The organism is Mycobacterium sp. IS-3022, assembly GCF_001500065.1.
Taxonomy (GTDB): Bacteria; Actinomycetota; Actinomycetes; order Mycobacteriales; family Mycobacteriaceae; genus Mycobacterium.
Map to the genome: position 1 here is coordinate 129,913 of NZ_LQIN01000048.1, position 13,763 is coordinate 143,675.

The following is a 13,763-nucleotide window of genomic DNA, read 5'->3' on the forward strand; positions in this document are numbered from 1 at the left end:
TGGCGTCGTTTGCCAACTTTGCTGAACAGTATGGATAGATACTAACCGCCCCCCAATGGTGCTCATGACACTTCTTCAGGGCCCCCCACATAGGCCGCCTGGATCACCTCCCTGCCGTCGGGCGTGACGAGAAACGCCTGGCCAGGGGGCCGACGCTTGACGATGATCTCGCGCGAGGGGAAGTCCTGCTTCTCACCTGATAGGAACATCGTGGGGGTGCCCGCCCCGTGCACAACGCCTACGAACTTGTCCATGGTGGCCCGATGGGCCTGGCTCATCTGGCAGGTCGCGATGATGTGCAGACCGATATCTGCTGCGGCAGGTAGCAGCGGCGCAAGTGGTGCCATCGGCGGCAGCATGCCGCCGGCGGCCACGATCATGTGCCAATCGTCGACCAGTAGCACCACGTCTGGCCCGGTCCACCACGACCGCGATCGCAGCTGAGCCGCCGTCAAGTCCGACGGCGGTAGCCGCTTCTTCAGGTTGACGGCCAACGCTTTGATCGACTCTTCGAGTGTCGCATGATTCCGGTTGATGGCTCCGGCGGCGAGCAGATGGCTCTGGGGCACCGCATCAAGCAGGCCGGACCGGTAGTCGGCGACCATGAATCGCACCTGATCGGGACTGTTGCGTGCGCAAATCGACCGCGCCAACGCATGCGCGATACGGGTCTTACCCGACTTCGCCGCCCCGAAGATGAGTTGGTGTGGTGTGTTGTACATGTGGTTGTAGGCCACGGTCAGGTCTGATTCGCGCACGCCAAGAGGAACCGTCCAGCGGGTCCGATAATCCGCGTCCGGGCCCGGCGGTTGTGGGTCCAGCTCGTGAAGGTAGACGCGTTCTGGCAGCACCCGAACGCGCGGAGCCTCGTCGGTGTACCTTGCCGCTACCTGCTGAACGGCGGTCGTCAGCGCAGGCACGAGCTCCTCCGCGCTGTGCACGCCGTCGAGCCTCGGGACCCCGATCATCAGGTGGTGCTTCTCCATCGAGATCGCCCGTCCGGGTCGGTTGGCCGGGATCTCGCGGGTGATGCGGTCGACCTGGGTCTCGTTCACGTCGCCGAGCCGGAACTCGACCTTGGTGCCCAGGTAGTCGCGGACGCGGGATCTGAGCTCTGTCCACCGCGGCGTTGATATCACCGTGTGGACGCCATAAGCCAATCCTTGGCCCGCGATGTCCTGCACGAGCGGCTCGAGGTCAGGGAATTCGCTGACGAACACGGTCCACCCATCGATCACCAGGAACACGTCACCGAACGGGTCCGCGGCCGCTGGGTGGGCCGGGTCGTCGCGCATCTGCCGGTACGCGGCCATCGAGCCGACGCGGTACTGCTTGAACAGCGCTTCCCGTTGGCGCAGAACGGCTTTCATCTCGGCGACGACGCGGTTGACGCGGTCGGGCTCCGACCGGGTCGCGACGCCACCGACGTGCGGCAGTTCCTCGAGGTACATCAGCCCGCCGCCGCCGAGGTCGACGCAGTAGAACTGCACCTGCCGCGGCGTGTGGGACGCGGCCGCCGACAGGATCAGCGTCTGCAGGAAGGTGGACTTGCCGGTCTGCGGCGCCCCGCCGACCGCGATGTTGCCGCCGGCCGCCGACACGTCGATGCCCCACACCTCCTGGCGGTGCCGGCGCGGCTCGTCCATGATGCCGAGCCCGAAGCGCAGCGGCTGGCGCTGGTGGTCGTGCGCGATCAACTCGTTGACCGGAGTGGGATCGGCCAACGGCGGCAACCACATTCGATAGGCCCGGGTCTCGCCGGTGGTCAGCTGGTCGAGGACCACCTCGCGTAGCACGCGCTGCTCGGATTGGACGCTCACGATGTCACCGCCGTCGCGTCGAGGATGGGCGCCGCGGTGAATGGGCGGATCTGCGGGCGCCTCTGACCGTTGGTCCGCGGCTTGGATTCGCCGTCGTCGTGTTGTGCAGCCGTCGGCGCATAGGGCACACCGGTGTAGACGGCCTGGAACTTGACCGGGTCCTCCATGCCGACGCGCAGGAACCCGACGCCGCTTTCCTTGTTGGTGATGTACTGCGCCTCCGGTGTTCCGATCACCGCCTTGGATTCGGCGGAACTGGTGGTGCGCAATGCGATCCGGTAGGTGAGGTTGGGCTCGAGCTTGTCGATGCGCACCCCACCGGTGTTCAGCGACTGCGTCGCGAGCAGCAGGTGCACGCGCAGCGACCGGCCGACGCGGCAGATGCGGTCGAACAAGCCGATGAAGTCCGGGTGGTTCTGCAACAGCTCGGCGAATTCGTCGACGACCACGAAAAGCGTTGGCAGCGGCGGGAGCTCGGATCCGCGTTCGCGGTGCTTCTCGTACTCGGCCACACCGGACAGCGCGCCCGCCGCACCGACCTGCATTCCCGCCTGCCGCAGGATCGATTGCCGTCGGTCCAGTTCGCCGGACAGCACCTCGCCCATGCGGCTGACCAGCTCTGCCTCCTCCTCCATGTTGGTGACCACCGCCGCGGTGTGCGGCAGTTTCTCCATGCCGAGGAACGTCGAGCCGCCCTTGAAGTCGGTGAGCAGGAGGTTGACCTGATCCGGATGGTGCGTGGCGGCCAGCGACAGGATCAACGTCCGGAGAAACTCGGATTTACCGGAACCCGTTGTGCCGATCAACATCCCGTGCGGACCGGCACCGAACTCCGCGCCCTCCTTGATGTCGAGGTGCATGATGTCGCCGGTCTTGAGCTCGTGACCGAACGGGATACGCAACCGGTCGCGGTCGGTGTCGCTGAACATCCGCCACCGCGCCGGGGTGACTTCCTCGATCGTCTGCGCCCCGACCAGTTGATGCCATTCGGTGGCGACCTTCTTCTGCACCCGCACGCTCTTGTCGATGATCGTGCCGGTGATCGACCAGCCGGCCAGTTTCCGCGCGACGCGACCGGCCTGTTCGGGTGTCATGTGGTCGACCGCGGAGGTGATCAGCCTGAACGTCTGGTTGGGCAGCCGATCGTCGGCGGTGCCGTCAGTGGCGACCCGGATCCGGTACGCCGAGCCGCGATGGTTGCCGAGCGTGATCACCGTGACGCCGGCCCGACCGTCGACCGGGAAACCGGCCTTGCCGCCGGTGAGGTCGAAGACGACGACGTAGGGTCCGCTCGGCGCCGCGTCCGCGGTGTGGGGACCGCGGGCGGTCAGGTCGCTCAGACCGTCGGGACGGGTGAAGATCATCCGGGTCGGACCCGCCGCGTCGGTGTCGGTCTGATGCTGCACATGCGGCAACCACTTGAGCCATGCCCAGTTCGGGTCCTCGGGGTTGTCGGTGAGCACCCGCATCTGCAGCAGGTCTGGCGGATGGAAGACCGCGAGGTGGCAGATCATGGCGGTCAGCAAGCCCGCGGCGCCCGCGGGATCGCCGCCGACGGCAATGGTGGGAAAAGTCCGTAGCTGCAACAGCTTCGGGCAATCGTGGATCAGTCCGTGCGTGCGCAGGAACTTCGTTACCCACATGTGACTCACCGGCTCCAGGTGCGGCTGCGGCGCTCCCTGCGGGCCCGCCAACTCGCCACCGACGGCCGGCTTGAGCAGCCGGTCGACCGCGGGTTCGGCGCCCAGCCCCACCCGGGTGGCGGTGTAGAAGTCGGCGTTGGTCTGCCGGGACCACTGCCGGTTCGTGCCGATGATCGACAACAGGTCCGCCGGGTGTGGCGCGTGATAGTTGAAGAACGTCACCTGCGCCGCTGCCGACGACGTGACCCGGGTACGCAGCCCGGACAGATAGCGCAGGTACTCCTTACGGTCGGCGTTGATTTCGGGCACCCGCTTGCCGCCGGGCCCACCACCTGCCATGAACCCGACCGTGGCCATGATCATCATCAGCGGCATCATCAGCATGTATGGCGAAAGCTGCCGAATGCCGGTGAAGATCATGATCGCGATCATTCCGAGCATGCCGCCGCCCATCACCCAGGGCAGCGCCTTCTGAATGCCCGACGGCGGGATCTCGACGCCGAGGTCGTCGGGCGGCGCGACGTTGACTTCACCCGGCGTCAGCCGCGGTCCCCGCTTGATGATCGGGGTGAATTTCTTCGTCGTCATCCGCCGCCTCCGGTCCGGGACGTGGCCGGCTGCGCCGCACCTGCGGTGCCGTCGCCGACCTTGCGCGGGTTGGGGTCTGGCGGCAGGGTGTCGTGTTCGACGAGGGCCGCCTCCTTCGACAGCACCGGCCCGTCAACGAGAAGGCCGACCACCTGCCACGGTGCGGTCACCGGCCCGCTGAGCCCGAGCACGTTCCCGGTGTCCTCGTTGGGTAGCCCGTAGCGCACGCCCTGCGGGTCGACGTAATACAGGCTCTCGCCGTACCGCGGATCGGGCGACTGCAACCGGATGTACTGCCCACCGTCGATGTAAACCGTTGCCTCGCCGCCGATCTGCTTGATCCCGGTGTTCATCGCCGACGCCGGGATCGGCAGGTGGCGGCCGGCGATCACCGTCGTCTTCGGCGCCTGATCACCCGGTTCGCGCTGCCAGGACCAGCACAGCGTCGGGGCGTCCCCACGCAACAGAATGTTCAGCGGCTCGGCGGGCAACGGTGAGGCGAACACGTGCTCGGGGATTCTCGCGACCACGCTCGCCTCCACCGCGGGCGGCGTGACGAGACCGAACGAGTTGGTGGCGCGGATAGCTGCGGCGGTGGTGTCGTTGATCCGGGCGACGCCGTCGGGCAGTACCACGAAATGTTGGTTGCCATCCTCTGTGAGCGCCTTGAACACCGAGCCGATCACGAGATTCGGCGGTAAGCCAAGCGAATTCGGCGCACCCGAGGAGGGGATCACGGGCAGCCGCCACGGACCTGCGTTGGGCAACGCGTTGAACAGTCCCTCGGAGATCGGCGTCGCCTTGGCGGTGACCGGAATCCCGACCGCCGACGTTATCGCGCGATCGGCGAGATCGATGTCGTGCCTGCCGCTTTCGGTGACCAACCAGCTTTCGTTCTCGTAGGTCACCAAGATGCCCTCATCGGCACGCATCGGCCCCACCGAAGCGTCGGTCACCAGGGGTCGCACGATGGCCGAGGTCTCTACGATCGGGGCCACGCTCTCCGGTTTGGTCACCGTGTCACACAGCGTCCACATCGAGCTCGCGCTGCCGACCGGTGTTGCGTAAGGGGCTCCGGGTATTCCGACGGGCTGACCCTTCGGCATCCGGTTGAGCTCATCGGATTTCACCGCCGACGGCGTTCCCGAGTTCCCGAGAACGAGCCGCGCGGAAGTCAGGTTGTACACCGGCCGCAACTGGCCGCTGTCCGGGAGCACGACATAGAGCTGGTTGGTGCTGCGGTCGACGAGAAGGGTGTCGCCGCTGCGCTTTCCGAGCGGCTTGAAGTACGCCAACAGCGCGGCGCCCAGACAGATCAGTACCGCGATGACGACGCCGGCGGACACGGCGCGGCTGTAGAACTGCAGCGGGTCGTCGAACATCCGGGTGTCCCGTCGCACGATCGCGTGCTCCACGCGCCGCAGCAGGAAGCGCCACCCGCTGACCTGCACCTTGGTGGTGAGCCGGAAACCCGCCATGTCTACTCGCCGATGCTCAGACGTCCGTGGACCGCGGCGATGGCGGCGGCCATGTCCTCACCGTTGATCTCGCTGAGCTGTTCGACGTCGAGGCTGTCGACGTCGAGCGAACGGGCCAGCCGCATGTCCCGGTTCTGTTCACCCGCCTCGACGAGCTGGCGGGCGTAACGGCCGTTGCCGGCGATGTCGAGGGCGGGTTTGCCGTTCAGCTTCCGCTGGCTCAGCAGCGTGGCGGCTTCCAGGACCCGCTTCGCCGCCTCCTCGTCCAGCGCCGAATCATTCGCCTTTGCAATGACTTTGCCGATTTCGACGATCTCGTCCGGGGTGTAGGAGTCGAACTCGATGCGGGTCGCGAAACGCGACCGAAGGCCGTCGTTGGACTCCAGTAGGCGGTCGATGTCGGCGCTGTAGCCGGCGATGATGACCACCAGGCGGTCGCGGTCGTTCTCCATCCGGGCCAGCAGCGTGTCCAGCGCCTCGGTGCCGAACGGGTCGGCCCGGCCGTCGCGTTCCTGCACCAAGGTGTAGGCCTCGTCGATGAACAGCACGCCGCCGATCGCGCGGTCGATGGTCCGGCTCGTCTTGACCGCCGACTGCCCTTCGTACTCCGCGACGAAGTCTTTGCGCGAGGACTCGACGAGTTTCGGCTCGCTGATCACTCCGAGGCCGGCGAGGATGCTGGCCACCACGCGGGCGATCGTCGTCTTCCCGGTGCCGGGCGGTCCGGCGAAGATCATGTGCTTCGACGCCTGCGCAACCTTCATACCTCGCGCCGCGCGGATCTTGGCCATCTGTGTTGCGGCGCGGTACGCCTCGATCTGCTCCTTGACCCGGGTCAGCCCGATCTGGCGCTCCAATTCGGCCTGCGCCTCGGCCAGTAACCGGTCACGACCGGCGGTGTCGGCCTCCACGCTCGTCGGGTCCCATGGGTCTTTGCGAGCGGCGATCTTCTCCGCGGTGGTCGTGGTCAGCCGATACGACGGGTCACGTAGCGCTTCAGTGACTTTCGGCTCCGGATGGGTGGCCTGCAGCCATTCCAGCAGCGCCACCGCGGCCTCTTCGTTGCCCTGGCTGCGCCGGGTCATCGCCAGGAACCAAGCAATTGCGGGTGCGCATGCTTCTCCTGCGGGCGAGGAGTTCGACTCGGTCAGGCGCCGCTCCGCCTCGGTGAACAGCCCGAGGTTGGCCGCGGCGACGCCGTGCGCCACACCTGCCGCGGCCGCGAGGAACTTGTCGGGCCAGCCCGCTGCCCCGCGAACCTGCTCGATCACATCGGTCCAGCGCCCGGCCGCACCGTAGACAACGGCCTTGACCCAGGCGACCAGGTGCTCGGCCCCGGCGGACGGCAGGTCCTCGAGTGCCTCCATCGCGTCGGCGTAATTGCCGACCGTCGCCTCGTTCACCGCGAAACCCATCGCGATGGCCAACGGGGAGTTGACCGGGTAGGTGATGTCCCCGAACTGCCCCCCGATCGGCACCCGCGCGTTGACGCTGTTCATCGAGATTTCGGCGGAGCCGGCGAGTTGGCCGAAGTTGGCGCGGGAATACCAAGCCCGAAAAAGAGTGACCCGGTCGGTGTCTCCGCAGCGGATGCGACCCACCCAGGCGTCGCAGGCGGATTCGTCCAAAGTGGTGATCTCGGTGAAGATCTCGAACGAGCGCGCGGGTGCGCTGGGCAGCATGCCGACCGCGCTTCCGAAGAGGCTGGCGAGGTGTTCAGTCATCGTCACCCGCATATCTTGTCGCGAATACCCGTGCGCGCTCGGCCCGGGCCTCTTCCGGGCTGGGCAGGTCAAGGTCGCGGGTCAGGAAGTCGCGGGTCGCCGCGTCGTCGTGGCCCTGTTCCCGCATGCCCTCGAGCATCATCGCGTGCTGGGCCGACTTCGCCTCTCGGGTCGCCAGGCCGGCGATGACGACGACTTCGGCGGCGAGGTCGGCTTCGGTCAGCTCGGTGGCCTTCGGCGACAGTTCGATCTGGCTGACCCGGCCGTCGAGGAACGTGCTGACGGCGACCGTGCCCGGCGGGTTGGTCACGGTGAAGACGGGGTCCGTGGTTTCGGTTTCGACGGGTTCGCCCGGCGAGTAGATCGCCAATGCGTCAAGGACCGAGTCCGTCGGATCCTCGCCGCGAGCGAAGGAGTCGAACCCTTCCGGAGGCGTCTCACTCGCCATGGACGCCTTCCTCACTGTCCGCGGCCTGCTCGAACCAGGTGCCCGAGGGCAGGAACTCGATCAGCCCGTCGAGCGCGCGCTGCAGATTCGCGGTAGTCCCCGGCAGGAAGCTTCCGTACAGTTCGCCACTGACCCGGCGCGGAATCGACACGATCCGCCCGTGCTTCGAATCGAGCACCCCGGCCGCGACATCGGCCTGGGTGAAGGTGCCGCCGGGGTGGCGTTCGATCGCGGTGATCTCCACCCAGCTCTCGGGCTCGGCGATGATGTCGGCATACGCGCGAGCCGAGGTCGGCGCGATCCCATAGGCCGCGAGCTGGTTTGCTTCCCGGCACTCGGCCAGTTTGCTGGCGACGCCCGTCAAAGGTTCGACATCGGCCGCCGTCGCAGAGCCCAGCACCGTCGTCACCATGCCCGCGAGCCCGACCTGCGGGGCGATCCGCTGCAGCACCAGCATGTCACCGTCACGAGCCGCGACGACATGCCGATCGCCCTTGCGGCAGACGACGAAACGCACCATCTTCCCGCCGACGTCGCGCCGCCACCATCGGGCTTCCAGCGTCCGGTCGGCCCTGCTCAGGGTGTCGACCATGGCCGCCACCTCGGGGTGCGGTTGGCCGAAGACGTCGAGCACGGCCTGCTCGGTCAGATCCCGGGCCACCTGCTCCCACACCCGGTCACGCAGATCGGGCTGCGGAATGTTGAGCCGGATTCCCAGCGCGGTCGGAAACTCCGTCAAGCCCAGCCGGTCGGCGATCACCAGCATGCCGTCGATAGTGACCTCGACGCCGACCACGTCGTCGATGTGCGTCGCGTCGGGGCTCACGGTCGATCCGCCAGGACGCAAAGATGGGCGGTGGTGGCGCGCAGGTCTTCGCCGGACATCAATCCATCGCTCCTCTTACTTCTCGTCGTCGGCAGCCCGGCCGGCGGCCCGGGTGAATTACCCGCACCAACCTAACCGCCGTCGGAGGGCCGCGTTTCACCGATTTCGGTGCGCTGACCCCTCGCCGGGAGGCTCGTCGGCCGGATCCACTACGCGATGTCCGCGGCTTCTTTGCCGCGGTTCACGCCCGCGTCGCAGTGACCCGTCGCCGCAAACCCCTTTGCCGCACGTCAGCGTACCAGCGTCGCAGCGCCACCCATGTCACCAATTTTGCCGTCCCGCAGCCGGCATCGAGCTCCACCACACTCCGCTGTCAGTTAACTTGGGTTCACCGCCGGACACCGACGATACGGTAGTCAGCAAAGTCAGTCCGCGCTCTGGCCGACGTTCGCCGCCCCGGGACGGCATGAGCGGCTACGGGGCTCTTCGGGGGCCGCTTCCGGGCTTTCTGGTTATCGATGCCGTGGTTCGAGAACGGGTTCGGCGATCGCCCAAACCGTCGCGCCTGCGTTTGCTGATGTCTGGCGTAGGTGCGCTCGAGGGGGCCCTTGGCTGGGTAGCTGATACTGGTGGAGGGCCAACGCACCGACATCCGGAGGAGATCGCAGTGACCGACCGCGATGACGCATTGCGGAAAGAACTCGGCTGGACGGGTCCCGAAGAGACCGACTACGAGCCCTCGAACGCCGACCCCGATCCGGTGACTCCCCCGCACTCGCCGGTGGCGCCGCGGCCGCCCGTCGACTATCCCGCTCCCGAGCCGCCCGAAACCCGCGACGACGATCTCCCGCGCGCTGCGCCGTCGCCGGAACCTCCACCGGGATTCCAAGCGCCGGAGCGGTCTGGTGTCAGCTTCCGTCAGCCGCCGTCCCGATTCGGGCCGCCGCCGGGGTCTCCGCGCGACACCGGGCCGGTACCCACCGGCGGCCGGCCCGATCCGGCCGCCTGGGGCCAGCCGGCCAGGCCGATGCCGCCTCGCCCACCTCAACGGCCGGCTCCCCCACAGCAGCAGGCGCCGTTGTCCGGCCAGTGGCCGGGTGCCGGATACGGTCCGGACGGTCGGCCGACGGCGCCGCCGCCGACCGGTTCGTATGCCGAGCGGATCAGGGCCGACGAACTGGTTCCCCCGCGCCGGGTTCCGCCCAGCCGGGGTTGGCGCTTCGTTCTGTACCGGGCCACTTTCGGACTGGTGAACCTCGGGCCGGGTCCGGACGAGATCCGGCAGGCCGAGATGGAAGCCACGATCCGGGGTCCGCTGCGGGGCCACTTCAAGATCGGCGTGATGGGCAAGGGTGGGGTCGGCAAGACGACGGTCTCGGCCAGCATCGGCTCCGTGTTCGCCGAACTGCGCCAGGACGACCGGGTGGTCGCCATCGACGCCGACACCGCGTTCGGCAAGCTCGGCAGCCGCGTCGATCCCAAGGCGCAGGGCTCGTACTGGGAGCTCGCGTCCGACCAGCATCTGGAGACCTTCGCCGACGTCCGCAGCCGGGTGGGCAACAACGCCGCCGGCTTGTTCGTGCTCGCCGGAGAGGCCACCCCCGCCCGCCGCCGTGTCCTCGATCCGGCCATCTACCGGGAAGCCACCTCCCGGTTGGACCGCCACTTCACGATCTCGATCATCGACTGCAGTTCGACGATGGACGCGCCGGTCACCCAGGAAGCCCTCCGCGACCTGGACGCGTTGATCGTGGTGTCGTCGCCGTGGGTGGACGGCGCCGCGGCGGCGGGCCAGACGTTGGACTGGTTGGCCGCGCGGGGGCTGACGGGGCTGCTGGAGCGCACGGTCATCGTCCTTAACGACTCGGACGGGCACGCCGACAAGCGAACGCGTTCGATTCTGGCGCAACAGTTTTCGGGGCAAGGTCAGAAGGTGATCGAGGTGCCGTTCGACGGGCACCTGCGGCCCGGTGGCGTCATCAACGGGACATCAGAGATGTCCGCGGCGACACGGCGTCGGTTCCTCGAGATCGCCGCCGCGCTGGCCGAGCACTTCCCGGTCAGCGACGACCGCAGCCGGGAGCGGTACTGACGTCGGCCTCTCAGGCGAGTTCGCCGACGAGCGCCTCGATCGCCTCGGCGGCCGCCGCGGACACCGGCTGTTCGGCTTCGACGTGGATCACGTCGTCGTCGGCCACCCCGGCGGCTTGTGCGGTTTCGGAGATCGTCAGGTTCGCACTACGACGGGCGGCGTAGAGCCGCTGGCCGAGTGTCGGCTGCGGACCCCGTGCCGCGCGCAGCATCAGAGTGTCGTAACGCGTCCGGACCGCGCTCAACGCCTTGATCAGCGGCGGGGTGACCTTACTAATGCGTGTCGCCCGTGCGGCGACGGCCTCCAGTTGGCGCAGGTCCGCCAGGATCTTCGTCACCTTCGGTCCGAACTCCGGATCGTCCTGCGGGGGCAGCGCCGCGATCGCCGAGTCGAACGTGCTCACCGCCGTGATCACCGCCTGCGCTATCAGGGGCACCTCGTCGGCAGGCGGGGTCGGCGGCGTACCGTCTCCGCCTTCGACGGGTTCGCCTCGACGGATTCGCGCGATCGCGCCCGGCGGCCACTGGAGCACCTCCTCGAGCTTTGCTCGAGTGCGCTCCCGCGGCCAACTCCTGCCCTTCTCGAACGCGATCAGGGCGCCCGCGTTGATGATGCCGTCGGCGGCGAGGCTGCGCTGGCTGATGTTGAGTTCACGACGCCGTGCCGCGGCCGCCGCACCTGCTCGGGCCATGCCGGGATCTTGCGCCTCGATCGATTGGTCGATCGACTCCGGGTGGGTCATGGCGCGGCGATCCTCATGGGCGGGCGGGGCGGAACGGCCCCGTAATCGTAGCCATCGTTTCGGCCAGTGCTACGGCTTGGGCTTGGCGTGGCGAAGCAAAGACGTCTCAACGCTGTGGTTCTGCGGTCGCAGAAACCTCATCAACGCTACGTTTTCGGTCTCCGCAGATTCTTGCTTTACCTGCGCTAATGCGTAAGCCAACGCGCGAGGAAGGACGCTCGCTCACTAGTAACTGTTGCATCGCTACGGTTCGTGCGCTACGTTTTCACCACCGCGGCAAGATCGCCGCCGACAGCGCACAAGGAGCGAGACTGATGAACACGACGGAATGGGACGAAATCCCCGTCGGGGCTTGCACCCGGGATCCGGAGCGGTGGACCACGTCGGCCGACGAGGAGGCCAAGGCGATTTGCCGGGCCTGCCCGCGGCGCTGGCTTTGTGCTCGTGAAGCCTGCGAGCTGCCGCGCGCCGAGGGCCTCTGGGCGGGCATCTTCGTGCCGGAGGCCGGACGTGGCCGCACGTTTGCTCTACGGCAGCTGAAGTCGCTGGCGGAACGCAACGGCCAGCCGGTGCGTGAGCGTCGAGCGTACGCAGAATCCGCCTGACCGTCGGCTCGTCCGCCGCCGGATCGGGGGCTCGGCGGCGGGCGGCCGACACCCCGCTCGCGTACCGGAATACGGCGCCGCCGCGGGCGGTTGAGAGAGGCGACGGTGCCGGGCATGCCCCGGGCCCCAACTTAGAATCGTCGCTGCGAGCGACCACTCGCCGAGAGGCGCAGGCGGCACCGTCCCCTCTTCTTTTTCGCGGCTACCAGGTGTCGACGAACCGTCGACTCTGCGTTCGAGATGTGTGCGCGGTGGCCGCGGTCAGCGTGTTGATGATGACGTCGCGCGTTTCCGCCGGATCGATCACATCGTCGATCTCGAACAGCTGAGCGGCGTTGAGCGCCTTGGCATTCTCCTGAGCTACCGCCGTCGCCTGGCGGACGCGTTCCTCGCGTTCGGCGACGTCGGCGATCGCGTCGAGTTCCTTGCGCATCCCCAACCGGACCGCACCCTCCAGCCCCATCGGTCCCAGATGAGAGCCCGGCCAGGCCACCGTGAGCGCGGGCTCGTGCAGGCTCCCGCCGGTCATCGCCTGTGCCCCCAGGCCGTATCCGCGGCGCAGTATGACTGCTATCAGCGGAACCTCGAGCGCGGCGCCCGCCACCAGCATCCGGGATGCGCGGCGGACCAGCGCCTCGGATTCGGCCGCCGGTCCCACCATGTACCCCGGACAGTCGACCAGCGAGACGACCGGCAGCCCGAACGCGTCGCACAGTTGCAGAAAACGGGCCGCCTTGTCGGCCGCCGCGGCGGTGATGGCTCCGGCCATCACCATGGTGTTGTTGGCGATGATGCCGACCGCGCGACCGTCGAGACGCGCCAACGCCGTCACCATCTCCGGTGCGAATCTAGTGCGCAGGAACGTCACCGACCCCCGGTCGGCGAGCGTCTCGATCACCGGCGCTACCTGATACGCCCGGCGGGCACGCTCGGGAACCATTGTGCGCAAGAGGTTTTGGTCGGCGGCCTTGCCCGATCCGGTGGTGCCCTGGAAGTATCCGAGCAGCCGCTTGGTCACCGCGACCGCCTCGATCTCGTCCGCGACGACGACGTCGACCACACCGTTGGGCGCCTGCATGCTGATCGGGCCGACTTCGTCGGGCGGGACGTCGCCGAGTCCGCCGCCGGCGATCATCGCCGGACCGCCCATGCCGATCGACGCTCCCTCCGTCGCGACGATCAGGTCCGAACATCCGGCGATGACGGCGTTGCCCGCGAAGCAGCGGCCGTTGACGACAGCGATCCGCGGCACCACACCCGACAGCGCCGCCCACAGCTTGAACGCGCGCGCGTCGAGCGCCGAGACGACCGGGATGTCGGTGTCGCCCGGGCGTCCGCCCCCGCCCTCGGCGAAGAACACCGTCGGCAGGCGCATCCGCTCGATCAGCTCGAAGAGCCGGTCCTTCTTGCGATGGCCGAGCGCGCCCTGCGTTCCTGCCAGCACGGTGTAGTCGTAGGACAGCACCGCGCAGGCGCTGCGGTCAGTTCCGAAGAGGTGCCCGTTGATTCGTGCGGTACCCGCGACCAGGCCGTCGGCCGGAGTGCGGGCGATCAGGTCATCGAGGTCGCGGCGATGACGCTGCGCCGCGATGGCGAAGCGGCCGTATTCCACGAACGACCCGTCGTCGACGAGGTCGGCGATGTTCTCCCGCGCGGTGCGGGCGTTCGCCGCACGCCTGCGCGCAACGGCCTCGGGCCGGGCCGCGTCCTCGGTGAGCTCGCGGCGCCGCAACAGTTCGGCGTGGTCGTCGCGCAGCGAGTCGTCACTCACGGCGTCCGATGCTAATGACCTCGAGC

General features: G+C 68.0%; 10 protein-coding genes. 2 read left to right on the forward strand and 8 right to left on the reverse strand.

Features of this window, described 5'->3' with window-relative positions:
• Positions 1 to 62 precede the first annotated feature (62 nt).
• Genes eccCb through AU188_RS20970 form a run of 6 tightly spaced genes read right to left on the reverse strand, consistent with a single transcriptional unit; the run spans position 63 to position 8,467 of the window.
• Positions 63 to 1,820 (reverse strand): type VII secretion protein EccCb, encoded by a 1,758-nt coding sequence (gene eccCb, locus AU188_RS20945; RefSeq protein WP_059165402.1) that lies wholly within the window; start codon positions 1,818 to 1,820, stop codon positions 63 to 65.
• Positions 1,817 to 4,051 carry a type VII secretion protein EccCa gene (eccCa, locus tag AU188_RS20950; RefSeq protein ID WP_059165403.1) on the reverse strand — a complete coding sequence of 745 codons (2,235 nt, stop codon included), beginning with the start codon at positions 4,049 to 4,051 and terminating at the stop codon, positions 1,817 to 1,819. The genes eccCb and eccCa overlap by 4 nt, the downstream gene beginning before the upstream one ends.
• The gene (eccB, locus tag AU188_RS20955; protein ID WP_059165404.1) at positions 4,048 to 5,529 is read right to left on the reverse strand and encodes a type VII secretion protein EccB; all 1,482 of its coding nucleotides are present in this window, start codon (positions 5,527 to 5,529) and stop codon (positions 4,048 to 4,050) included. Before eccB ends, eccCa begins: the two co-directional genes overlap by 4 nt.
• Positions 5,530 to 5,531: 2 nt before the next feature.
• Positions 5,532 to 7,253 carry a type VII secretion AAA-ATPase EccA gene (gene eccA, locus AU188_RS20960; protein WP_059165515.1) on the reverse strand — a complete coding sequence of 574 codons (1,722 nt, stop codon included), beginning with the start codon at positions 7,251 to 7,253 and terminating at the stop codon, positions 5,532 to 5,534.
• Positions 7,246 to 7,701 carry a secretion protein EspD gene (locus AU188_RS20965; protein ID WP_082686729.1) on the reverse strand — a complete coding sequence of 152 codons (456 nt, stop codon included), beginning with the start codon at positions 7,699 to 7,701 and terminating at the stop codon, positions 7,246 to 7,248. The genes eccA and AU188_RS20965 overlap by 8 nt, the downstream gene beginning before the upstream one ends.
• Complete coding sequence (locus tag AU188_RS20970) at positions 7,691 to 8,467, reverse strand: ESX secretion-associated protein EspG (protein WP_082686737.1); 777 nt, start codon at positions 8,465 to 8,467, stop codon at positions 7,691 to 7,693. Before AU188_RS20970 ends, AU188_RS20965 begins: the two co-directional genes overlap by 11 nt.
• Before the next feature lie 727 nt (positions 8,468 to 9,194).
• On the opposite strand from AU188_RS20970, the gene AU188_RS20975 reads away from it, so the two are divergent.
• Positions 9,195 to 10,619, forward strand: coding sequence for a MinD/ParA family ATP-binding protein (locus tag AU188_RS20975; protein WP_059165406.1), 1,425 nt, complete (start codon positions 9,195 to 9,197; stop codon positions 10,617 to 10,619).
• Between the two features lie 10 nt (positions 10,620 to 10,629).
• Here AU188_RS20975 and AU188_RS20980 read toward each other — a convergent pair whose 3' ends face one another.
• On the reverse strand, positions 10,630 to 11,361 hold the full coding sequence (locus tag AU188_RS20980) for a hypothetical protein (protein ID WP_059165407.1): 732 nt from the start codon (positions 11,359 to 11,361) through the stop codon (positions 10,630 to 10,632).
• Positions 11,362 to 11,675: 314 nt separating this feature from the next.
• On the opposite strand from AU188_RS20980, the gene AU188_RS20985 reads away from it, so the two are divergent.
• A complete protein-coding gene (locus tag AU188_RS20985) occupies positions 11,676 to 11,966 on the forward strand; it encodes a WhiB family transcriptional regulator (protein WP_059165408.1) in 291 nt (96 codons plus the stop codon).
• A 202-nt stretch (positions 11,967 to 12,168) separates the two neighbouring features.
• On the opposite strand, the gene AU188_RS20990 is transcribed toward AU188_RS20985, so the two are convergent.
• Positions 12,169 to 13,737: an acyl-CoA carboxylase subunit beta gene (locus AU188_RS20990; RefSeq protein ID WP_059165409.1), complete on the reverse strand. Its 1,569-nt coding sequence runs from the start codon at positions 13,735 to 13,737 to the stop codon at positions 12,169 to 12,171.
• Positions 13,738 to 13,763: the final 26 nt, after the last annotated feature.